Origin of the sequence: Paenibacillus sp. NPDC057934 (assembly GCF_042887565.1) — a bacterium.
Taxonomy (GTDB): domain Bacteria; phylum Bacillota; class Bacilli; order Paenibacillales; family Paenibacillaceae; genus Paenibacillus_AQ.
In genome coordinates, this window is the sequence record NZ_JBHVPB010000001.1 from 20,091 (window position 1) to 44,754 (window position 24,664).

The following is a 24,664-nucleotide window of genomic DNA, read 5'->3' on the forward strand; positions in this document are numbered from 1 at the left end:
ATTATCAATGAGAATATTCATTGTACATAGTCATTATAAAAAAGGGAGAGAGTCATCCGATGAAAAAGCTTTTCGTACCGGTAATCTTATCTTTAGTAGTTATTCTGAGCGCCTGTGGTGCCAACCAAACCAATAATGCTGAAAAGAGCACAAATAATGCTTCTCCTGAGGCGTCCCAGTCCTCTAACGCAGCGTCAGCGGGAACCTTTACGTATCAATCCGAGAACGGCTCTGTGGAAGTTCCTTCGCATCCGCAGCGCGTAGTTGTACTAACTAGATTCTTAACCGGAAATGTAATGGCGCTCGGTGTGCCTGTGGTAGGTGTGGACGAGATGTCCAAAGAGAACCCAAGATTTAAAGATGAGCTGAAAGATGTTGAGGCTGTTACGGATGAAAGCCTTGAGAAGATTATTGAGCTGCAGCCGGATCTCATAATCGGTCTAAGCGATATTCAAAACTATGACAAGTTCAAGCAGATTGCTCCAACCGTCACTTTTACATATGCTAAGGTCGATTATTTGACACAGCAGCTTGAAGTGGGGAAATTATTGAATAAAGAAAAAGAAGCACAGACCTGGGTGAATGAGTTCAAAGCACGTTCCGAAAAAGCCGGCGAAGAAATTAAAGCGAAGGTTGGCGAAGGCGCAACCGTTACGGTAATCGAAACCTTCAATAAACAATTGTACGTGTATGGATACAACTTTGGACGTGGTACTGAGCTTCTATACGGTGATCTTGGCTTCAGTCTACCTGAGAAGACCATAGAAGCAACAGCGAAAGACGGATATTTGGCATTGTCTACGGAAGTCATGAAGGATTATGTTGGTGATTATATTATCTTCAGTAAAAATGCGGATGAGGATAACAGCTTCCAGGATACCCAAACTTACAAGAACCTTCCCGCTGTGAAAAATAATCATGTCTACGAAGTGGATGCCAAATCGTTCTACTTCAATGACCCGTTGAGCCTTGATTATCAACTGGACTTCTTTATCAAAAGCTTCTTGAACAAGTAACCCATGAGAGATAAACAACGTTCAGTCCCATATTTCTATAAGCTCCTTGGCAGTGTGCTGGTGCTCGTGGTCTCCTTCGCTATTTCGATGGTATTGGGAGCTAAGGAAACAACGCTGCATGATCTATGGTTGGCGCTAACTTCTTCGGGTGCGTCCAGTGAAAATGTTCTCATCCTGCGTGAAATTCGTATGCCACGTGAACTGGCTGCGATGCTGGTCGGTGCCGCATTTGCGGTATCCGGCTCCATCATGCAAGGGGTAACCCGTAATCCGCTTGCGGATCCTGGCCTGCTCGGTCTAACCTCCGGTGCGAATATGGCGCTGGCTGTGACCTTTGCGTTTCTTCCGGGAGTGGGATACTTCGGAATTATGTTGGCTTGTTTTATTGGTTCTGCATTAGGTGCAGGTCTAGTCATTGGACTGGGCTCCATGCGTCAAGGAAAGCTGTCTCCGATCCGTATCGTGCTGGCGGGAGCAGCCATTTCCGCCTTTCTTTATGCCATTGCAGATGGCATCAGTATTGTTTTCAAAATATCCAAGGACGTCTCCATGTGGACCGCTGGGGGATTGATCGGCACGACATGGGGACAGCTACAGGTAATCACTCCTGTTATTGTGATTGCAATTGTGGTGGCGATTATGTACTCCAATCATTTAACTATTCTAAGCCTGAGTGATGAGATTGCGATGGGTCTGGGGCAAAAGCTTGTGCGGGTCAAATTTATACTCTTTACGCTAGTCGTTCTGTTGACGGGGGCAGGGGTAGCGCTTGTTGGTAACATTGCCTTCCTAGGGTTGATGATTCCACATATTGTCCGCATGATTGTTGGCACTGATTACCGGTACATCCTGCCGTTTTCCGTGTTCGCTGGTGCTAGCTTTATGCTGTTGGCCGATACGCTTGGCCGTACTATAAATGCGCCCTATGAGACACCGATGGCAGCTATTGTAGCGATGGTGGGCTTACCCTTCTTCCTGTTTGTCGTACGTAAAGGAGGCAAAGCGCTCTCATGACATTGTCCGCTCTTGTTCGTAAACAACGTCTTATTGTGTTGATCAGTCTGGGGCTTATTGTCCTGACCGCTGTAATCAGTATGGGGGTAGGCTATTCGTCGTTGTCTTTTAACAGATTGATCCCTGTTTTATCGGGTCACGGCACGTTCAAAGAGGATTTTGTCCTGTTCTCTGTCAGACTGCCGAGAATTTTGATCACGCTGCTATCGGGGATGGCCTTGGCGTTATCTGGGTCGATTCTGCAAAGTATTACCCGCAACGATCTGGCAGATCCGGGCATTATTGGGATTAATTCCGGGGCAGGTGTAGCTATTGCGATCTTCTTCCTGTATTTCCCGGTCAAAGCTGGATCATATGTATATATACTGCCGCTTGTGGCGTTTCTCGGGGCGTTGATCACAGCCGCACTCATTTATCTTTTCTCTTACAGCCGGTCCCGAGGTCTTGATCCGACTCGTCTGGTATTGGTTGGGGTAGGTTTCTCTTTGGCTTTGTCAGGGATTATGATTGTAATCATTTCTTCGGCCGAACGCTCTAAGGTGGATTTCATTGCGAAATGGATCGCGGGGAACATTTGGGGGACGGATTGGCCGTTTATATGGGCACTTCTCCCATGGCTAATTCTGCTTATTCCGTTTACACTGTTCAAATCCAGGCAGCTTAATCTACTCAACTTGAGCGAAGCTTCGGCGATTGGCGTTGGTGTCCATCTGGATCGGGAGCGTCTGCTTCTTATCGTGGTTGCTGTCGCTGCGGCGGCATCTGCAGTATCGGTCACCGGAGGGATTGCTTTCATCGGTCTGTTAGCTCCGCATATAGCCAAAGCGCTGGTTGGACCGCGTAATCAATTATTCATTCCTGTAGCGGTGCTGCTTGGCGGGTGGCTGCTGCTGCTGGCCGATACGGTTGGGCGAAACCTGGTCGACCCCGACGGTCTCCCGGCAGGCGTCATGGTATCACTAATCGGGGTACCTTATTTCGCTTATTTGCTGCTAAAAAAATAGGATTGATGCATGCCCGCCTCAGCTGATGCTGAAGCGGTTTTTTTTATAGCGTGTGCCGATTGACAGAAAATTAAAGTGAAAATATAATGGTCATAGCAACTATAATCATGTCTACTATATTGGAGGCAGCATTGTGCAATTAGAAAAGTATATTGGCGTTGTTGTGCAGCGGGCCGCATTAAAGCTGAATAACTATTATCAGAAAGTTGTTAATCCCTTTGATATCACAGTAGAGCAATGGGAGATTCTAGTGGTTCTGTGGGAGACGGAAGGCATTACTCAGAAGGAGCTTGCCGAAAGGCTGCAGAAGGATCAGACGAATGTTGCGCGTATGCTATTCAAGTTGGAGAAGAAGGGATTCGTTCATCGGGTAACTCATGAGCTGGATCGCCGGGCACTGCGAGTCTATCTAACGGATAAGGGCCGGGAGGTAGAGGGTGAGATCATAGAGCCTTCACTTGAGGCATACCGTAAAACGGTCGAGGGTCTGACGGAAGAAGAGGTAGAGACGTTCAGAAGAGTGCTGGCGGTTATGCATAACAATGTAAAGGACTTATAAACGGATACCGTCCCTTAGCGGACGGCAAAGCCGTTTCTACTTGTAAGTTCCTTTTTTTCACCTATATACTTGCCATAGCAATTAATGACTAGACAACTAAATGGAGGAGAACAGAATGGAAACGAACAAAAAAGAGCCAGGAATCTTCGATGCCCCTTATCGGGCATTAACCATTGGTATTATCATTGCTGTAACTACCGTTGCTTTTGAAGGATTGGCAATTACAACTATCGCACCTAATCTGGCAGGGCAATTGCAAGGGCTGCATTTGTATGGCTGGATATTCAGTACCTTTTTGTTATCGCAAATTATCGGAACAATGGTCATGGGACAGCAGATCAATAGAAGAGGCGTTTATGCGTCATTCATTATATCGTTTGTATTCTTTGTGCTTGGGATTGTGATTGCGGCGACAGCATGGAATATGCCTGTTTTAATTGTAGGAAGAGCGTTTCAAGGTTTTGGTGCAGGGGCCATCGTCACTTGTGTGTATTACAGCATTTCGTTAGGTTATCCCGATGAGATCAGAACCAAAATTCTTGCAGCATTCTCTAGCGCCTATATCCTACCGGCATTAATCGGTCCCTATGTGGCAGGGCTAGTAGCGGAGTATCTATCTTGGAGATTTGTATTCTGGCTGGTCATTCCTTTTATCGTTCTGGCGGTTGCTCTGACGCTGCCTACTTTCCGCAAATTTCAGGTCAATCGGGAAGCGGAAATTTCTAATGGTAAAAAGGAAGGATACGCTGTACTGTTGGCCGTCGGTACGGGAATGCTGCTGAGCGGATTAGGTTCGGTGACGGAATGGAAGGGAATTCTCCTCGCATTAGCCGGAATCGCCATCATGATTCAACCGTTGCGGAAGCTGCTGCCGGAAGGGACAATGAAGTTAAAGCGGGGCTTGCCAACCACGATTGTTGTCAGAGGGTTGTTCGTAGCCTCCTACTTTGCAACAGAAAGCTATGTAGTTTTAGCGTTGACGGAAGTAAAAGGCTTGTCCGCTCATTTTGCCGGATTAATTGTTGCAGCTGGAGCGTTGAGTTGGTCAGCAGCAGCCTGGTTGCAAGCAAAATTAGACGCAAACGACCGGGGAACAGGAAGACAGAAGCGCGTTGTAATTGGTACTGGTGTGATGATTATTGGGGTTGCTATGGTAATAGTAGCTATCGCCTCATCTTGGGGCGGCATATGGCTCGCTATATTCTCTCAGATCCTGTCTGGCTTTGGTATCGGTTTGGCGCATCCAACGACTGGAGCTATGGCCTTGCAGCAGGTCGAAGCTGGAAAAGAGGGTGAGGTATCCGCTAATATCCAATTTACCGATGCGTTCAGCCCAGGGTTAAGTATTGGAATAGGGGGAGCATTGATTGCGGTGAGTGAAACTTTTCAATGGGGAATCCTGAAGGGGGTTATTCTTGCTTTAGCAGTCCAGCTATTATTTGTAATTCTTAGTCTTGCATTTTCTTCTCGTGAGCTCTATGCAAGAAACAGACTATAATTGTGAGATATTTTCATAAGTTCAAAATAGGTGGAGCAAGAGGATCGCCAGATTCCCAGGCTTCACCTTTTTGTGTTTTGCTCGCAGAAGGCTTTATGGATCATTATTCCATAAACATCGTGAAAATATTAGATGTCCCTTTCTATTCTGTTTAGATTTTTTCTGTTTACATTGAGGTTACAATAATTTAATATATCACTTACAAAAGTTAATATAATTAATAATGTCGGCTGAATTGTGCGGATGCAGTTGGACCGATTACAACAGCAGGAAGAGGGATGCTTATTGATCAATCGTATAACCCCTTGGTGTTAAGGTGAGAATCATCATTTGCAAAAAGTTATTTAGCTACATATGACATTAAGAATAGGGGTTTTGCTCAAGTGTTTAATTTAATGAGTAAGTACAGGAAATGGATCAGCGCTGCCTTAATTGTGATGATTCTAGCTGTAACCGTCCTGCCGAATAGTGGGGTAGTCAAAGCAGATCCAGTAGCGCCGGAGGTTGTTGCCGGCTGGACCTTCTCAGCGACTAATTTGGATACAGCGGCTAGCGGTATTGCTTCCAATATTAATACTGCCAAGCTGAAGTTAAGTAGTGATAGAAAAGCTACTTATTCAGCAACAGGTAACACGATATACAAAGACGGCTGGGCCTCCGGAGAATACTGGGAGGCACAGCTGAGTACATTAGGCTACTATGACTTGACGCTCTCTTCCAAACAGTATGGTACGAGCACTGGGCCAAGAGATTTTAAGATTCAATATAGTCTCAACGGCACGGATTTCTTTGATGCTTCCGAAACATATATCTTAACCAGTACAATCGCGCAAAAAGATTTTGATCTGCCAAAAGCCGTAGAGAATCAGCCTACGGTATATATCCGTTGGTTAAACAACTCTTCAGCAGCGATTAATAATACAGGAGCAACAGCTCCTGTGAATGGCAATAGCCGGATATCGGATATTGTTGTTAAAGGTTCGCAGCAGCCAGCGGGTCCTGTCAGCGTAACAGGCGTTGCACTGAACACGGGTACGCTTGCTCTTTCTACAGGTGGTAAAGGAACGTTGACAGCGGCGGTCCAGCCAGCGAACGCAACCGAGCGTTCCGTCACTTGGACCTCCAGTGATGCAACGGTTGCGACAGTGGATAATGGCGTTGTAACAGGGGTGAACGAAGGACATGCCACGATTACAGTTACCACTGTTGACGGTAGCTTCCGAGCTATGGCAGAGGTCAATGTAACCGCTGGTCCCGTTAAAGTAACGAGCATAACGTTGGATAAGACCAATGTTAACTTGACAGTTGGAGCCACTGATCAATTGCTCGCAACGATTCAGCCTTCAACTGCTGCCAACAAGCAAGTAGCCTGGACTTCTTCGAACGCAGCAGCTGTGACTGTTGATCCTCAAGGAAAGTTGAAGGCTAATGCACAGGGAACAGCCGTGATCACCGTTACTTCACAAGATGGTGGGTTTACCGCTACGTCATCGGTGAATGTGACTACAGCCAAAACGGCAGATCCGGTAGCTTCCAAAATTACCTTGTCTACCTTGACTAATGCATCGGGTACTGCGGGTGCCGTAGCTGGCAGCTCATCCGTCAAGTTCTATTTCTCGGATGACACACTTGCGGGAACGACGACAGCTAATGCGGACGGATCGTTTGCGCTTTCGTTCATCAATGCCGCTTCGAAAACCTCCTTTTACATTGTGGCTCAAGAAAATGGGAAGGACCCGAGTAATAAAATCGCCGTTAGTTTCTCAGGAAGCAACTATAAGCCTGGCGATGTTGTTTTCAGTCAAATCTATGTAGGTGGCGGTAATGGTGGCGCTTTCTACAAAACAAAGTTTTTTGAACTGTACAACACTACCGATCAGGATATTAACTTCAACAATCTGTGGGCCATCGGTTATACTTCCGCTACTGGGACAAGCTTTAGCGCGGGAACGAAGTTGACTGGTATCATCAAAGCTCACGGATATTATCTTGTTGCAGGCAGCACGGGTGCAACAGGTAAGGATCTGCCGGTTAAAGAGGATCAGACAACAACGATTAATCCAAGTGCATCTACTGGTGGTATTTTGGCCATTACGAACAGCACGACTTCAATAAGCAGTCAAGATGATCCGAAAGCCATCGACATTGTTGCTTTCGGTAATGGAACGAACCCAAGCTTCAACATGAAAACAGATCATTGGGGCTCGCCGTTCTTCACCACCAGTATTTCGAGCGGGACGTTGCTTCGCAAGACGGACCTTGGTTCCGATCCGCGAGGAGTTTTTGGTCTGCGCAATGGTTACTTTACGAAGAACCCTTTGAATGATTTCGTATTGAACTCTCCGAGCAGTACCGCTAGTCCGGACGAGATCGTGATTAGAACTTCGAAATCTATGATTTCACCGGATGCTTCCAAAATTCGCTTTGTGAATGCAGGCGGAGCTGGAAATGTAACAGGCACCGCGGGTGCAGTAACGGCTGCATCATCGGTAAGCGCATATTTCCTGAACACCGGAACTTTGACGCTTGCTGGACAAGTTACTGCGGGAGCGGATGGTGCCTTTGCACTGAATATCCCTAACGCGGGGACAAACCAAACGGTATATGTAACTTATAAGGATTCGTCCCAGCCGACACCTAAAGACAGCGCCTATGCGCGTGTCGATATTGCAAGCAATCCGTCAGCAGTGCTTCCAATCTCAGCTCTTCGTGCTAACGATGACAAGGGATTCCTGCTGAATTTGGGATACGAAGCGACCATTGAAGGTATTGTGACCTCCGCTAACCAAGCCTTGGGAGCAGAGAAAACAAGCTTTTACGTGCAAGATTCAACAGGCGGACTTCAAGTCATTGGCGCTCAGGACTCTTCCTCCATCGCGCCGGGCACTAAAGTAAAGGTTGCCGGTAAGCTGGTGTTTGTTGCCGGGGCGACTCAACTGGTTGCCGGAACGATCACGAATGAGGGTATGGAGGTTGTGCCAGCTGCAACTGCCGTCAAATTGGACGCTATGAGTGTCTATGAGAAGGCTGAGGCACTTGAAGGCAAACTGATTTCCTTCAGAGGTAAGGTAACCAATATTCCATCAGAAGGACCTGACTTTAATGTTACGGTTGCTGATGATGAGGGGAATACAGCTGTCGTGAAGATTATGAAATCTACGGGGATTGATATCAATAGTGCTTTGTCCCTGGGAGACGCCTATAACTTCACGGGTATTGCCAGTCAATCGAAATTAACTCCGCCTTACACAAGTGGATACTTTATCCTGCCGAGAAATGCCGCCGATATCAAGGGGGATTTGCAGTTTAATCACGTTCCTTTGACTAAGGCTTATACCGGTCTGGATGTGTCGATCAAAGCTTCGGCTAAGTATGCAGACTTGGTGACTCTTTATTATAAAAATGAAGGGGAATCGTCGTACCAATCCATTCCTATGGAATCGGCCGACAAAGTCAATTACAACGTTAAGATTGATAAAGGGAATGTGAAGACATCCAAAATTTACTATTATATTGTGGCTGAAAGTGCTGGACAAGAGCCTCGCAAATCTGGTGATGTAGCTACCCCTAACGCGGTAGAGATTGTTGAGGATACAGATGGTCCAGAGTATGCCAATGAGCTTCCGGCTAATATGGATACTATTGAGACTAACCATCCGGTTATATCCTTAGATTTGGACGACCCGAATGGAGTGAATGTCTCCTCACTGAGTATCTCTATTGACGGTAAGGATTTCACAGCCAAAGCTGTCAAGTCCGAAACCCAAATCAAGCTTACACTGACCAGTGAAGATGATTTGGCTGTGGGTAAACACACCGTTGTGGTTAGTGCGAAGGATAAACTGGGCAACCCTTCGTCAAAGACATGGATGTTCGAGATTATTCAAAGATTTACAGGCGGTAATCATTACCGGGGAACGACACATAACCATACGAATATATCCCATGATGCCAAAGGATCTCCTGAAGATGCTTTGAAAGCAGCGGAGTTTTATGGCTATGATTACTTTGCTTTCTCCGATCATTCGCATGATATCGACGCTAGTCTGACTGGTACAGACACGGTTGATCATAACGGTATGCCGGAACGTAAAGGTGGCTCGGATTGGCAGTTGACCAAAAACTTGGCCAATCAATACACCAAGGATGGCAGCTTTGTCGTGTTCCCTGCCTTTGAAATGACATCGACCACTTGGGGACATTCCAACGTGTTTGGAACAACCAACTTTATCGATCGCGTTCAAAATGGCGGTAAGTATCAAAACCTGCAAAGTTATTATGCGTGGACACTGACCTATGACAATATTGTGGCGCAGTTTAACCACCCGGCTATGTCTGCAAATGCTTTTGACAATTTCATTCCTTATGATAAAAATGTCAATAGGCTTTTCACAATGCTTGAAGTAGGGAATGGTTCCGGTAACTATTCTTATGTCAATGCTGAGAATAAATTTTTCAGCGCGCTTGATTTGGGCTGGCACGTGGCTCCAACCTATGGGGAAGATAACCACGATGGAACCTGGGGAAAAACAAAGAAGCGGACGATTATCGTAGCTAACGATCTGTCTCAGGAATCTCTCTTGGAGGCTATGCGTAAAATGCGCGTCTACTTCAGTGAGGATCCGAATTTCTCCCTGGATGTACTGGCGAACGGTTACTACATGGGGTCTACAGTAGATTCGAAGAGTCTGCAGTTTGACATCAAAGGTAGTGATCCGGTTCTAGAGAGTGCTACCGATCCAAAATACAGTTACATCAAGACACCTTCAGACGATAATATCGCGAAGGTTGAACTAGTAACGAACGGCGGAAGAGTAATTGAAAGTTATGTTCCTAAGGACAATTCCACTTCCTTCAGCTGGAATCCTAGTGTCAATGTTGTGGGTGGACAGCAGTGGTTCGTTGTTCGAGTTACACAAAAAGATGGTGATCGAACCTATTCTTCCCCAATCTGGTCGCAAGAAGATCCGTTGGCTGTAAGAGTGAACGATCTGTCCATCGTAGAAGGAGCGGCAATCGCAGGTAATCCGGTAACCCTGAAAGCAGGAATCTCCAATATGGGTACGATTAACCTGAGGAATATTACCGCGCATTTCTACTATGACAGCATTGATGCAACACATCTGATTGGAGATGCAGAAATTCCTTCGCTAGATTCCAATCAAAATGTTAATGCAAGTGTCGTCTGGGCAAATCCTGTAGCAGGTAATCACAAGCTGATTGTCGTGTTAGCGTCAAGTGACGGCATTGACCTAGGTGATAACAAGTATGAACAGATGGTTGATGTTAAAGCTCCGCTTGGCATCACGCTGATGATCGATGCGACTCATAAGAATGAGAACACATCAACGGATACGGGTACCTACGCTAAGAACCTGACAGATATGACGCTGAAGCTTAAGCAACAGGGTTATACAGTTGTAGAAAATACTACGACTTTGTCTGATCAGATTCTGAATAATGTAGGCGTGTTGATGGTAACTCACCCTAGCACTGAATATTCTGCGAGTGAGATTGCTATCATCAAGAACTTCGTTGATCGCGGCGGTTCTCTGTTGCTAACGGAGAAGAGTAATTTCGGTGGAACACAGCAGACCGTGAACTCTCTGTTGAAGGGTGTAGGTTCGAGCATTCTGGTCAATAACGACGGAGTGTTTGATGAGACACCAGCAGGTAATTTCTGGTCGACTCCATTGACCTCTAACTTCTCAGTACGTCTTCACTTAAATCCGGTAAGCAACGGACTAACGGACTTCATCTCATTACTGGATTTCTACAGTGGTGCGAGTTTAGCAGCGAGTGACGGTTCAGGAAATAAAATTCCGCTTGCCAATAGCAGTACAGTGACTGTCCTGGCTAGTGGTAATGAATCGACGTTCCAGGATTCACCTCAATTGAAACCTGATACCGTTCAGTATAATGTGCAAACAGCTAACGGTAAGAATGGTCCACCTCTGCTAGACGTAAAAGGTGGTAGTAAGATCCCGCTCGTAGCTTCTGAGCAACTCGGCAAGGGCCGCATTTTTGTAGCGGGTATGAACATATTTAATGACAAGCAGATGACCCAGAACGACGGACCTACCAACAATGCTCCATTCGCATTGAAGGTTGTTAATTGGCTGGCTAATCGTGAAACCAAGGTAACCCCAATCGCGGAGGTTCGTAAGCTTCCAGAAGAAACAAATGTTGTAATCCAAGGTAAAGTCACGACGACTGCCTTCTACGATTCAGCCTTTATTCAGGATGAAACGGGCGGCGTTGTAGCCTTCAATGATGTTCCAGACGGCGCGCTTCAACTTGGAGACACAGTACGTGTCTACGGAAAAATCGGTTCGTTCGAAAATGAAAAGGAACTTATCTTTGACAGATTCGATAATAGCATTGTAAAGGTTAGCTCTGGGCCACCAGTTGAGCCCAAATTGGTAAGTACATCTGCTTCTGTCTCAGATGAATACCAAGGACAGCTTGTACAGGTGAAAGCTAAGGTAGTTGATATTGTTGATGAGAGCACGTATATCCTCAATGACGGCTCTGGACCCGTTACTGTATTTATAGACGGGTATATCGTTAACAAGACTGGTGAAGTTGCATCGATCAAAGTTGGAGATACGCTACTGGCCACGGGCTTGAGTGGTAAGTACTCCAAGGGAGACCGGATCCGTGTTCGTGACACGAAGGAACTGATCGTGGACAAAACGAACATCCCAGTAACCGGCGTGACAGTGAAACCAGCTACACTGAACTTAAAAGTCGGTGAGAGCGGACAGCTTGAAGCGGTATTTGAGCCTGCTACGGCGAACAATAAAGCTGCAACTTGGAGCACAAGCAACAGTGAAGTAGCAACTGTGGATGCCAGCGGTAAAGTCACTGCTATTGCGGAAGGAACAGCCACCATCACAGTCAAGACTGAAGATGGCGGATTCCAAGCAACAAGCGAAGTAACGGTAACACCGAAGGGTACTTCAGTAACGGGTGTAACCCTAGATAAAGTAACGCTGAACCTGAAGGTTGGCGAAAGCGACGAGCTTAAAGCTACGGTAACTCCTGATACGGCAAGCAATAAAACCGTAACGTGGAGCACAAGCAACGCTGACGTAGCACTTGTGGATGCCAGTGGTAAAGTCACTGCTATAGCCAAAGGAACAGCCACCATCAAAGTAACAACTGAAGATGGTAAATTCGAAGCAACGAGCGAAGTGACGGTATCGCCGAAGGATTCCAGTGGAGAAAATACTCCAGTAACGGGAGTGACCTTGGATAAAGCAACGCTGAATCTGAAAGTCGGCGAAAGTGATGAGCTTAAGGCGACCGTAACTCCTGATACGGCAAGCAATAAAACCGTAACGTGGAGCACAAGCAACGCTGACGTAGCAATTGTGGATGCCAGCGGTAAAGTTACTGCTATTGCGGAAGGAACAACAACCATTACAGTTACGACTGAAGATGGTAAATTCGAAGCAACGAGCAAAGTAACGGTAACACCGAAGGATTCCAGTGGAGAAAATACCCCGGTAACGGGTGTGACGCTGGATAAAGCAACGCTGAACCTGAAAGTCGGCGAAAGTGATGAGCTTAAGGCGAGCGTAACTCCTGATACGGCAAGCAATAAAACCGTAAGGTGGAGCACCAGCAATGCTGAAGTAGCAACCGTAGATGCCAACGGTAAAGTCACTGCGATTGCGGAAGGAACAGCCACCATCAAAGTAACGACTAAAGATGGCGAATTCCAAGCAACGAGCGAAGTAACGGTAACACCGAAGGATTCCAGTGGGGAAAATACTCCAGTAACGGGAGTGACGCTGGATAAAGCAGCATTGAGTCTGAAAGTCGGCGAAAGCGACGAGCTTAAAGCGACGGTAACTCCTGATACGGCAAGCAATAAATCCGTAACGTGGAGCACCAGTAACGCTGAAGTAGCAACCGTGGATGCCAGCGGTAAAGTTACTGCGATTGCAGAAGGAACAGCCACCATCAAAGTAACAACTGAGGATGGCGAACTCCATGCAACGAGCGAAGTGACGGTATCACCGAAGGATTCCAGTGGAGAAAATACTCCAGTAACGGGAGTGACTCTGGATAAAACAACGCTGAACTTGAAAGTCGGCGAAAGCGACGAGCTTAAGGCGACTGTAACTCCTGATACGGCAAGTAATAAAGCTGTAACGTGGAGCACGAGCAACAGCAAAGTAGCAACTGTGGATGCCAGCGGTAAAGTTACTGCTATTGCGGAAGGAACAGCAACCATCAAAGTAACGACTGAGGATGGTAAATTCCAAGCAACGAGCGAAGTGATTGTAACTAAACCGAGCACCTCCGGCGGAGATGAAAGTAATAACGGCAATGACGGCAACAACAGCGGCAGCAACCCTGGCACAGGAAGCAATGGCAGCGGCTCGAATGGATCAAGCGGCAACACCACTCCTGGTAATGTTGTTGACAATGGTTCTGGCGCTAGCTCCAGCTACAAAGTATCCTCCGCTGACCTAAACAATAGTGCAAACGGGGTTACGACCGTCGAAGTTCCAGCGAAAACGACGGAAATAAGTCTTCCAGGAAATACAGCAGATCTGATTAAGCAAAATGCGTTGCAAATCAAATCTGACGCAATTACGTTAACCGTTCCGTCTGAGCTGCTGAAGCAGCTGTTCAGCAAGCTGTCGACAGAAGAGCAGCAGAACAGTACGGTTACGTTGAAGCTGTCGCCTTTGAGTAATCAAACAGCAGTCGGCATAATCAACGGCAGCAGTCAAACAGCTCATGCAGGCCTGAAACTGAGCAGCGATATCTATGAGCTGACTCTTTCGATTCAGACAGCGAGCGGCCAGTCGATGAATCTGTCGAAATTCGATCAGCCAATTACGATCCAGTTGAAGGTTGCGGCAGATACGAATCCTAAGCTGGCAGGAATCTTCTATATTTCTGATGGCGGATCAATTGAGTATGTGGGAGGCACATATGCCAACGGGTATATGACAGCCGAGATTACTCACTTTAGTAAATATGCCGTTCTGGAATATACCAAGTCATTCGTGGATGTTCCGGCAGGACATTGGGCGGCAGACGTGATTAAAGAGCTTACAGCTAAACAACTGGTGAACGGAACCAGCGACAGCACATTCGAGCCGGAGCGTAAGATTACTCGTGCCGAATTCACTGCGATGCTTATCCGGGCACTTCACCTGACGGATAAAGGAACCTTGGCATTTACAGATGTGAAGGACGGTGATTGGTATGCCGAGGCCGTAGCTATCGCTGTCAAAGCGGGCATTGTCCAAGGCAAGACCCAGACCTTCTTCGATGCCAATGCACAAATTACCCGTGAGGAAATGGTCACCATGTTGATGCGGGGATATGAAGTGGTTCATGGTCAAGTAACTGTAAGTAATCCTACTTCATTCACCGACGAGGTTAAAATCTCTGCTTGGGCCGTACCATTTGTTAATGCGGCCTCAGCGAACAAGTTGATTCAAGGACGTGCGGCTGGCAAGTTTGATCCGAAAGGAATCACAACCCGTGCTGAAGCGGCGCAAGTCATCTATAATCTACTGAACAACTAATTATTATAGAGGCACAGGATGGAAAGCAGGATGCCCTTCTTTTGAATGGCATCCTGTTTATTTAAGAGGAGGAAAATCATGCCCAGGCTTCAAAGCGTACGTCAATTATTCATCTGTCTCTCGTTAGTAATACTGCTAATACTTCCGTTTAATCAGCAAGCCGATGCGCATGCATATAGTGCCAGCTACACAACGCTTAATCTGAACAAGTCCTACACTGAAATGACTTATGCAATTGATGAGCTGTCTGTGATCGAACTGGCTGGTGGCGATACAGATCAAAATGGAATGCTGGATGAACAGGAATTCGCAGCTATCAAAGATCAATTCCTTAAGCTCCTTGAGCAGGATATTACTTTGAAAATAAATAACGAGCCACAGGCATGGACACAAGTGGAAAGTGTGGTTATGGATCGAAAAGGTGATGCCACTAAAGCCATCATCAAAATTAAATTTTCACCGGTGTCGCCGGCCCAGTCCATATCTTTGACTGACCGGTTGTACATGAATAATAAGGCTACTGAGAACTATGTAGATCTGATCACGATCAATTATGGCCAACAAAAGAGCACTGCAGCTTTATCCGGCAGCAGCCGGGTATGGGCAATGCAGCTCACGGATACAGAATATGCAAATTTGCAGCAGGATGGTGAACAGATACAGTCTAGTGCTGCTGACAATTCATCCTCAACGGCACAGACAACTGACGAAGATGCTGAGCAGTCCGTTTCTGGGTGGGTATCTTTTTTCAAACTGGGTATGAACCACATCTTGTCTGGTTATGATCATCTATTGTTCCTGTTCTCGCTACTGATTGCCAGACAAACCTTCAAGCAGTATGCAGCGATGATCACTGCCTTCACCGTTGCCCACAGTATTACTTTAACCTTGACCGTGCTTGGCATCATCAATGTTCCTTCTATCATTGTGGAGCCAGCGATTGCGCTTAGCATTTGTTTTGTTGCTATTGATAACATGGTCCGTGAGCGTGTAAGCTACCGTTGGGTATTGACCTTCCTGTTCGGACTGATTCACGGGATGGGCTTTGCTGATATTCTAAAAGAAATGGACCTTGTAAAAAGTGAGCTTGCCGTTGATCTAGTTAGCTTCAACCTTGGCATTGAGACTGTTCAACTCATCTTGGTCGCTATCCTTTTGCCGCTTCTGGCACTGCTGCATCGTTGGAAATATTCGAGGCGGGCGGTACTGGGGTGCTCAACATTGGCCTTTGCACTTGGTGGTATTTGGCTGGTTCAACGCTTGTTCTTCTAATTCATGAACGAAAAAAGGTGAAGCTAAAGTGCAAGAGACGGTAATGCGAAATAAGTCATCCAAGTGGAATAGTTACATCGTGCTGGGACTCTCATTGGTGACGATGCTCATTCTGTACTTCTTTTCTACTCAAGAACCTGGAGCGCTGCTGCAAAATGCCAAGCTACAGTTATTTAAAATGATGTTTGTCAGCATTATTATCGAAGCGATGCCATTTATTCTCATCGGGGTGATTATTTCAGCGTTGCTGGAGGTTTTTGTATCAGAGGGGACCATTAAGCGAATGATTCCCCGCAATCCGGTTCTAGGAATTATCACAGCAAGCGTGATCGGTATCATTTTTCCCATTTGCGAATGCGGGATGGTCCCAGCCGTTCGTCGTTTAATTCAGAAAGGAATGCCATTATATGTGGCAACCACTTTTATTGCGGTAGGGCCTATATTGAATCCGATCGTCTTCTGGTCAACCTTCACGGCATTTCGCAACCGGCCGGAACTTGCCTTTTCCCGTATGGGACTAGCTTTTCTGGTGGCCCTTGTCATGGGACTGATTGTCTATCGTTTCGTACATCCGGATCAGTTGAGGCACAGTAATGCCACTTCACATGGCGGTCATGAACATCATGTTCATGCGGAGGGGAAGACTACAGTTGCCCGTCCTTCCTTCAGAACACGGATGATGGAAGTGATGCACCACTCGATCAGCGAGTTTTTTGATATGGGAAAATATTTGATGTTCGGCGCATTATTGGTTAGTCTGCTGCAGACCTTCGTTCCCAAGGAAAGCCTGGCAGCATTAGGCCATGGACAGGGAAGTGCGAATCTGTTAATGATGGGGCTGGGCTTCGTGCTGTCACTCTGTTCGACATCGGATGCATTTGTGGCGCAATCGTTCACGACTAGCTTCTCCGGGGGAGCGCTCGTTGCATTTATGGTGCTTGGCCCAATGCTTAATTTGAAGGGTGTGCTGATGATGACAGCTGTGTTCAAATCCCGGTTTGTTGTCGTGTATAGCGTGATGGTGATTATATTCGTCTATGCTGGGACTTGGCTGCTTGAGAAACTGCTGCTGCAATAGGAGGGGGGAGCCGAAATGGGAAAAACACGCATGTTGGTACATGATTCATTAAAACTGCTTATCCTTATGGGATTCACCGGTTACATGATTTATCTGGCTCTCACGGGTGAAATTCTGCTTTATATCGCACCGCATCTGGTAAAATACACAGAGCTCGCTGCTGCTGGTCTATTCCTGTTCACCCTGTTTCAACTTTACGTTCTAATTCGCTCCCGTACTCAGCCTATGGTTGCTTGTAGCTGCGATCATGGTCATGACCATGGCCACGATCATAGTCATGATCATGGGCACAGCCATGAGCCTTCCAAATCAATCTTGAAAAATGTGATTATGTATGGTTTATTTATTTTGCCGCTAATGCTGGGTGCATTTCTGCCAAGCCAGGCTTTTGCCGGCGCTCTTATTAAGAATGGCGGTTTTCAATTAAGTGGCACAACTGCCAGCAGCAGTATCCCTGAGGATTTGGCTGGGCTTGTTGGAACGGAATCTCAGGAACTAAAAGAACGGTTTATATCGGACAAGTACAATCGGGATTATGCCAAGCTAGGGATGCTCTTGTATCAGCAAGATATCATCGAGATGAAGGATCAGTGGTTTATTGAGAGGCTGCAAGCGCTGAATTCTTTTGCAGATAACTTTGAAGGCAAGACGATTAAGATCAAGGGCTTTATCTCTCGGGAAGATGAATTACAAGGGAACCAGTTTATCATCAATAGGATGGCTATGACGCATTGTATCGCTGATATTACTCCTTACGGGATTGTTGCCGAGAGTGCGGACGCGAGCAGCTTTGCCAATGACACATGGGTGGAACTCACAGGAACCATTAATAAGACAACCCATCATGGACAGACTGAAATTAAAATCATGGTCACGGATATTACCCCTTCGACTGGACCAGAAATTCCTTATATTTATCCAGACTGGGATTTTGCCTCTAAGCTGTGAGTCTATAGTGCAAGAATAGATTAAAGATGGAGTGAATGTGTTATGCTGCTGAATACAGGCGGTCTTGTGTTGATTCTGCTGATTACGATTTACCATATTTATTTTTTGGTGCAAAGAAAGAACGGGTTAACTGGGGAGGGCGGTATGCTGCTAGCTTCGCTGTTTGCCCTTCTTGCAGGACTTGCAGCCGGGGTTATTGGGGCCCAAACCTTTGATTTAGGACTGGGTCTGTCCATACTGATCTGCGCATTGCTCTCTGCTGTTGCAGGAGCGGCTCTAGGATTTCCATTCGGTCGGCAATCTGTGATTAATAGTATCCTCTCCGGTGTGATTGGTGGTACTGTAGGAACTGTGCTAGGAAGTTTATTCTTTACTTCTGGACGAATCGTTTTGTCTGGGGTCGTTCTGTTCATTCTGTGTGCCTTCCTCGTGCAAAAAATAGGCGATGTATGGAACAGCAAGCCGCGCCCAAAAACGAAGAAAGCAAACACGACCAAGAAAGCAGCAGGTAAGCCTAACTATACAAGTACCATTCTGCTAGCAGCAGTGACGATCATTGTTGTGGGAGGCCTGCTTCTACAATATGACCGAATTGCTGTAGGCTCCATTGGTCAGCCCCTATCGCAGACTGCAGTATTTGATGAGGAGAACGATATGCAGGTGGCTACGATCGAGGTGTCAGAAGCGGGGATTACGCCTAAGACTACCGAATTTATTGCCGCCAAAATGATCAAGGCCATAGTAGATGTCAAAGCGTCTGCAGGAACAGGGTTAACGCTCGTTTCGAAGGATTTGAATTTTAACACAGAGCTGAAAGAGGGAGAGAATATCTTGCTGCTCAGCAACCCTCAGCCGGGTACTTATGAGATTGAAATCCCGGCCAAGAATTATAAAGGGACCTTCATCGTCAAACCAGCAGAGAAAACCAACAACATAAACAATCCATAGTCTGATTAAGCAAGGCATAGTGAGAGTCCGTAGGCACGCGATAGAAGCGTACGGGCTTTTTGTTTGCCCAAAATCGTTCATTGATAGATCATTGACAATTCGAGTTCTAACAATTATATTATGAATAAAGATAGAATTCTAACAGTTAAAGATCTTATAAAGAAAGAAGCGAACGAAATGGAGAACAATCAATATTATCTTGAAACTGCACCTGTGCGTAAAGCGATCACCCATTTGTCCATTCCCATGATGATCGGGATGTCAGTCGGTACAATTTACAATGTGATTAATGCTTATTTCATCGGCCTGCTGCATAATACAAGCATGTTGTCAGCTATCACCCTGGGCCTGCCGATTTTCACTGTGCTGATGGCCATTGGCAATGTGTTTGGGGTAGGCGGAGGAACCTTTGTTACGCGCTTGGCAGGGGAGAAAGAGACGGAGAAAGGGAAGCGAATTGCTGGCTATACTTTCTATAGCAGTATTATTGCAGGCCTCCTGATTGCTCTCCTTGCTTTTCTGCTGGTGAATCCCATCGTCCAATTACTTGGTGCGGATGCTGCCACATTGGCCTATACTAAAACCTATGTCTTGACTCTGTTTGCCGGAGGATTCGTCGTTGTTCTTAATTTTGCATTGGAGCAGCTAGTGCGGTCGGAAGGGGCCTCCAAGGAGTCGATGTACGGCATATTTATTAGTACGGCGCTGAGTCTGATTTTTGACCCGTTATTTATTCTGGTGTTGAAATGGCATGTAGCTGGAGCGGCGCTGGCAATGGTTCTGGCCAATGCAGGGTCCGTGATCTATTACATCTATTACTTGGAAAAGAAGAGTGAGCATCTTCGAGGGTTTCTGAAGTCTTTTAAAATTTCCATTCAGGATCAGTTGGAAATCTACAAAATCGGGGTCTCCGAGCTATTGCAAGCTGGTTTTCTTATTGTGAGCACACTTTTGTTGAATAACTACTCCATACTATATGGAGACAGCGTTGTTGCCGGTTTCGGTCTGGCGCTACGGATTGCCCAGGTGCCAGAATTTCTCGCCATGGGATTGTTCTTAGGTCTGATTCCATTCTTCGCTTATAATTATTCCAGTAAAAATATTAGCAGATTCAAAACAGGATTCACCTATGCTTCACTTTATATTGGCGGGATCGCGATACTATTCGTGGGCCTGGTGTATCTGTTCAGAGAGCCGGTTATCCAGTTCTTCTCCAGTGATCCAGAGGTGCTGAAATTAGGGACCTATATTGTAGTTGCAATGCTCATATCTGCATTATTTAATGGATTTACAGGATTATTCACTAGTGTATTTCAAGCCACGGGTCAAGGGCTGCCAACGATGATTATGTCTATCACACAAGGTGTTTTGTATATACCGGTCATCGTCCTGTTACATTCCATGTTCGGACTGCACGGCGTCATCTGGTCTATGACGGTTACCGAAGTGATCACCTGTGTGATGGGCCTGCTATTATTTCTTCCGTTTAATAAAAAACTAAAAAAATCCTTGCATTCTATCTGAAAAAGGCGTATAGTCTTATGTACAGACGGTAATGATCGTCGGTACATAATGTGCGGTCGTGGCGGAATTGGCAGACGCGCACGGTTCAGGTCCGTGTGGTAGCAATACTGTGGAGGTTCGAGTCCTCTCGACCGCATCATAGTTTAAATGAAATAAGCTTGTGAACTTACCCTTAGGGTAGTTTGCAAGCTTATTTCATTTGGTAAAAGTGTACAGGCTATTTATTTATGGGTTAGCTGAACATAAAGTTATGTGGGACAATGAGCTAAAAAGACGTATTGGAACAATTTCATTCAAAACATTGAGTATCTTAAAAAACTAGGCAACCCTATTAAGTAAATTATATTGGCTGAAAAATTTGCGATCCGCGAGCAGGTCGCTTTTTTATATACTTTTTTGTCTACAACACTCTCTAAAAGGTTCACTACTTACCTAAAAGTGCATACTTACTTTAATAATTCCCATGATATATACTCGATTTCGAACCGAAAATAATATTCAGAAGAAATGAGTGGTAGTTTTATGAAAACATTAATAGTTATAGCGCATCCTAGTATAGAAAGTTCAACGATTAATAAAAGATGGCTAGAAGAGCTGAGAAAGCATCCTGAAGAGATTACTATACATGAGATTTACAAAGAATATCCAGATGAGAAAATTGATATTCAGAGGGAACAAGAGCTGATCGAAGCTCATGATAATTTAATTTTGCAATTCCCTGTTTATTGGTTTAATTGTCCACCTTTTCTAAAGAAATGGCTGGATGAAGTACTTGCAGATGGATGGGCTTATGGCAGAGGTGGAGATAAGCTCAAGGATAAGAAAATAAGCCTGGCGGTCACAGCCGGCATTAAATCGAAAGATTATTCGTCTACAGGCAGATACACTTACACCTTAAGTGAAGTATTACGTCCTTTTGAAGTTACTATTCTTTATACGCAAGCTGACTATCGACCTTTTTACGCATTTTATGGAGCGGAATATAGTCCATTAGATCAAGAAGTTGAATTAAGCGCTCAAGAATATATTCATTTTATTAATTCTTTGTAAGTAAATGAAAAACCCGGTGAAACCTTTATTCTACAAGGATTCTCCGGGTTTTAACACGTTATTCTCCTACTCTGATGTTTTTAACTGTTCGATGCTCTAATGAATAAGTTTCATAAATTCTTTCTCCACCCTGTCCTGTAGGTGCCTGTGCTAATAATCCTACCTTTACTGTTTCCTCAACAGGGAGGTTAAAGAAGCGCATCATATCATACTTTTCCCCATCTATGGAATAATGAAAGGCAAAGGAATTACCAGATCTTGCGAGCTGTAACCATACCTCATTGCCATCAATATTACAGCCGTTTGCATCATCCGATGTCTGGTTAGTTACGACACTCACAACAGCATTCGTATTAAAATCGGTAAACTCGAAACAAGATTTGGCCCAAACTGTTAAATCTTTCATGACCATAATGGAAGTAGCATCATAAATATCTTTAAAATCGTGACTTACCTTTACCTTCATCACAAAATCCCCAGATACTTCGGTATAAAAGAATGGTGCGTTGGTTAGATTCTCAGGTGTTATTCCTTCTTCTCCAATTGCACCATTGTTACAGAAAAAATCAGTTTTTGCTGGTGCGTCTATTATAATTTTATCCCCGTCAAACTTGATGTTTCCCTCATTCAACCACTTGTAATTTTTGAAATAGGATTGATCCATTTTTATTCCTCCTGAATTCTATTTTGGACGACCTCTTGAGAAGCATGCTTCTATTCTGAAACTGTAGTCTTATCAAAACTAAACTTGACATATAGTATCGCCATCTTTATATTTTACTTATAACAAGAGTTTTCAAAAGTGGTGTCACAATGCTCTCGACTACTATAATATCACAAATATCTCATCGATCAAGTTTTACAAGAACATTAAAGTGAACTAAGAAATCAAGCAATTATAAGGAGCCCTATATGACACATTCATTAAATACTCGACAAATTCACTTATGGCGTATCGCTACTTATTTCTTTTTCGCTCTTCCTGGATTCTCCACAGCATCATGGATATCAAGAACACCAACAATCCGCGATACTTTGGGCGCTACTACAAATCAGATGGGTTGGATTATATTTGGTCTGGCTGCAGGTTCCATTCTGGGGCTCCTTGGCGCAAGTCATCTTATTGCCCGTTATGGAGGACGTTTTGTCATGGTAACTGGATTGGTTGTCAGTGCTATTGGACTTTTTACAGTAGGAATAGGGGGATCATGGCTTCCACTAGGGATTATTGTGTTCTTGGGCTTGGCCATTTTTGGCTTCGGGAACGGAATATGCGATGTAGCGATGAATGTGGAAGGTACTGCGGTCGAGCATGCTACCAAGAAATCACTATTAACGGGCTTCCATGCTGCATTTAGTGCAGGTACTTTCCTAGGAGCTATTGCCGGATCGCTTGCAGTTAATGCGAATATTCCTATCCATGTTCACCTGTCATTAGCTGCTATTATCATCGTAGTTTCGACTATTTATCTATACCGTCTAGTCCCTGCTGGAACGGGTCAGGATAACAAGGAAGATTCAGGTGAACCCCCAATGACTGCAAAGGAACGCATGGCCGTTTGGAAAGAGCCCCGTACAATACTTATCGGTATTGTAGTTTTGGGAATGGCTTTTGCGGAAGGATCTGCGAATGACTGGCTTCCACTGCTTATCGTTGATGGTTACAAAGTCACACCTGCGGCTGGATCATTTGCTTTTGGACTGTTTGTAGCGGCAATGACAATTGGACGGGCAATCGGTGGCATGTTGCTCGATCGGTTCGGAAGAGTTACTGTACTTCGGGCATCCGCATTGTTTGCAATTGTAGGATTACTCATTGTTATATTTGGAGAAAGCTATGCGCAGGCTGCTATAGGAGTTGTGCTATGGGGGCTTGGTGCTGCATTTGGATTTCCGGTAGGTCTTTCTGCCGCAGGGGATAATCCCCGCGGAGTTGCTGCCAGGGTCGGTGCTGTTACTACACTTGGTTATTCTGCATTCCTTATCGGTCCGCCTATTTTGGGAGTAATAGGTGAATCTGTTGGATTACTCCGTGCTTTACTTGTGGTGCTAATAGGGGTAACGATTGCAGGTTTATTGTCACATGCTGCAAAACCAATTGAGGGAGATCATCAGCATTAGAGTATGTATTTAAAGGGGTGTTTACAATTAGTCAGATAACGAATAATACGATTCATGTAAAAAAAATTAACCAGGAACTTGTTAAACAATCTTTAAAAATAATGAGAGTCGGAACGAAGTCGATGATTGCGAGCGCAACCGGCTTAAGTGTTACTACCTGTAGCAATATTCTAAAAGAATTTCTCGAAACAGGCGAAGTAATTGAAACGGAAATGGAGCAACTGAGTGGGGGGAGGCCGGCAAGGAGCTTTGTATACAATTCCGATTTTGCTTATATAGCTTGTATATCTGCTATTTCGGAAGGGGGTCAACAAGCTTTAGCTTACACGGTTGCCAATTTATCAGGAGATACAGTAGATCATGGATTTTTTAATGTTGAATTGGCAGACGCTACTGCCATAGATCAATTATTCCAATCCCTCATTACAGAATATCCCGAAATTAAGGCAGCTGGTATTGGGATACCGGGAGTAGTCCATCAAGGTGTTATCAACGTTTGTGATATTCCAGAGTTAGTTAATGTACCCTTAGCAGCACAGTTAGAAGAGAAGTATGAGATTGAGGTTATCGTCGACAAAGATATGAACTATACGGTTTATGGTTTTTTCAGAGAGCAAAATTATGATGAAGATAAAACGATTGTGGTGTTGAATTTTCCAAGAGATCACATCCCTGGAGCAGGTATGATGATTGGTGGACATGTTCACCGAGGAGCTACTCAATTTGCGGGAGAGACTTCATTTCTACCTTTCGGTATCTCACGTAAGGACCAACTTATTCAGCTGCACAATCAAAGTACCTTTTATCCGATAGCGGCAAAAACGATGATGTCTTTGATTACCGTTATTAACCCAGATACAGTTGCTTTGACCGGAGACTTAGCGAAGGAAGAATATATAGAAGGGATCTACCAACTCTGCTTAGAAGTGATACCTCAAGAACATATGCCAACAATTATTATGTTAGATCATCCGCGTGATCATTATATGAGGGGATTAATTTCAGTCACACTCGAAAGTCTAAGTTATAACCTGAAACTAGTAGAGAAGCGGCGTTAGAGGCTAGATTTTATATA

General features: G+C 45.1%; 15 protein-coding genes, 1 tRNA gene and 1 pseudogene. 16 read left to right on the forward strand and 1 reads right to left on the reverse strand.

What is annotated here, in order from left to right; genetic code table 11:
* Window positions 1-59 precede the first annotated feature (59 nt).
* The 14 genes and pseudogenes from ACFVRY_RS00095 (at window position 60) to ACFVRY_RS00160 (ending at window position 21,468) form a co-directional block, all read left to right on the forward strand.
* Window positions 60-1,016: an iron-hydroxamate ABC transporter substrate-binding protein gene (locus tag ACFVRY_RS00095; protein ID WP_387495703.1), complete on the forward strand. Its 957-nt coding sequence runs from the start codon at window positions 60-62 to the stop codon at window positions 1,014-1,016.
* Window positions 1,017-1,019: 3 nt separating this feature from the next.
* On the forward strand, window positions 1,020-2,030 hold the full coding sequence (locus ACFVRY_RS00100; protein WP_387495705.1) for a FecCD family ABC transporter permease: 1,011 nt from the start codon (window positions 1,020-1,022) through the stop codon (window positions 2,028-2,030).
* The gene (locus ACFVRY_RS00105; RefSeq protein WP_387495708.1) at window positions 2,027-3,034 is read left to right on the forward strand and encodes a FecCD family ABC transporter permease; all 1,008 of its coding nucleotides are present in this window, start codon (window positions 2,027-2,029) and stop codon (window positions 3,032-3,034) included. The genes ACFVRY_RS00100 and ACFVRY_RS00105 overlap by 4 nt, the downstream gene beginning before the upstream one ends.
* A gap of 133 nt (window positions 3,035-3,167) precedes the next feature.
* Window positions 3,168-3,593: a MarR family winged helix-turn-helix transcriptional regulator gene (locus tag ACFVRY_RS00110; RefSeq protein ID WP_387495711.1), complete on the forward strand. Its 426-nt coding sequence runs from the start codon at window positions 3,168-3,170 to the stop codon at window positions 3,591-3,593.
* A gap of 115 nt (window positions 3,594-3,708) precedes the next feature.
* Window positions 3,709-5,091: an MFS transporter gene (locus ACFVRY_RS00115; protein ID WP_387495714.1), complete on the forward strand. Its 1,383-nt coding sequence runs from the start codon at window positions 3,709-3,711 to the stop codon at window positions 5,089-5,091.
* 395 nt (window positions 5,092-5,486) lie between these two features.
* Window positions 5,487-14,648: an Ig-like domain-containing protein gene (locus ACFVRY_RS00120; RefSeq protein WP_387495717.1), complete on the forward strand. Its 9,162-nt coding sequence runs from the start codon at window positions 5,487-5,489 to the stop codon at window positions 14,646-14,648.
* 78 nt (window positions 14,649-14,726) lie between these two features.
* Window positions 14,727-15,920 carry a HupE/UreJ family protein gene (locus ACFVRY_RS00125; protein ID WP_387495720.1) on the forward strand — a complete coding sequence of 398 codons (1,194 nt, stop codon included), beginning with the start codon at window positions 14,727-14,729 and terminating at the stop codon, window positions 15,918-15,920.
* Window positions 15,921-15,948: 28 nt separating this feature from the next.
* Window positions 15,949-16,998, forward strand: a complete 1,050-nt coding sequence (locus ACFVRY_RS00130) for a permease (RefSeq protein ID WP_387495723.1) — start codon at window positions 15,949-15,951, stop codon at window positions 16,996-16,998.
* Between the two features lie 15 nt (window positions 16,999-17,013).
* Entirely contained in the window at window positions 17,014-17,946 is a 933-nt protein-coding gene (locus ACFVRY_RS00135) for a TIGR03943 family putative permease subunit (protein WP_387495725.1), read from the forward strand.
* A 42-nt stretch (window positions 17,947-17,988) separates the two neighbouring features.
* Complete coding sequence (locus ACFVRY_RS00140; protein WP_387495727.1) at window positions 17,989-18,894, forward strand: cupredoxin domain-containing protein; 906 nt, start codon at window positions 17,989-17,991, stop codon at window positions 18,892-18,894.
* Between the two features lie 177 nt (window positions 18,895-19,071).
* Entirely contained in the window at window positions 19,072-20,418 is a 1,347-nt protein-coding gene (locus tag ACFVRY_RS00145) for an MATE family efflux transporter (protein ID WP_387497693.1), read from the forward strand.
* Window positions 20,419-20,470: 52 nt separating this feature from the next.
* Window positions 20,471-20,554 (forward strand) — tRNA-Leu (locus ACFVRY_RS00150).
* Window positions 20,555-20,644: 90 nt separating this feature from the next.
* Window positions 20,645-20,731, forward strand: a pseudogene (locus tag ACFVRY_RS00155) (winged helix-turn-helix transcriptional regulator); the annotation flags it as partial.
* 209 nt (window positions 20,732-20,940) lie between these two features.
* Complete coding sequence (locus tag ACFVRY_RS00160; RefSeq protein WP_387495730.1) at window positions 20,941-21,468, forward strand: NAD(P)H-dependent oxidoreductase; 528 nt, start codon at window positions 20,941-20,943, stop codon at window positions 21,466-21,468.
* Between the two features lie 58 nt (window positions 21,469-21,526).
* Here the strand turns inward: ACFVRY_RS00160 and ACFVRY_RS00165 are convergent, their stop codons facing one another.
* Window positions 21,527-22,132, reverse strand: coding sequence for a DUF1349 domain-containing protein (locus ACFVRY_RS00165; RefSeq protein ID WP_387495732.1), 606 nt, complete (start codon window positions 22,130-22,132; stop codon window positions 21,527-21,529).
* A gap of 248 nt (window positions 22,133-22,380) precedes the next feature.
* On the opposite strand from ACFVRY_RS00165, the gene ACFVRY_RS00170 reads away from it, so the two are divergent.
* Both ACFVRY_RS00170 and ACFVRY_RS00175 read left to right on the forward strand, forming a co-directional pair.
* Window positions 22,381-23,589, forward strand: coding sequence for an MFS transporter (locus tag ACFVRY_RS00170; RefSeq protein WP_387495734.1), 1,209 nt, complete (start codon window positions 22,381-22,383; stop codon window positions 23,587-23,589).
* Window positions 23,590-23,606: 17 nt separating this feature from the next.
* Window positions 23,607-24,647: an ROK family protein gene (locus tag ACFVRY_RS00175; RefSeq protein WP_387495736.1), complete on the forward strand. Its 1,041-nt coding sequence runs from the start codon at window positions 23,607-23,609 to the stop codon at window positions 24,645-24,647.
* Window positions 24,648-24,664: the final 17 nt, after the last annotated feature.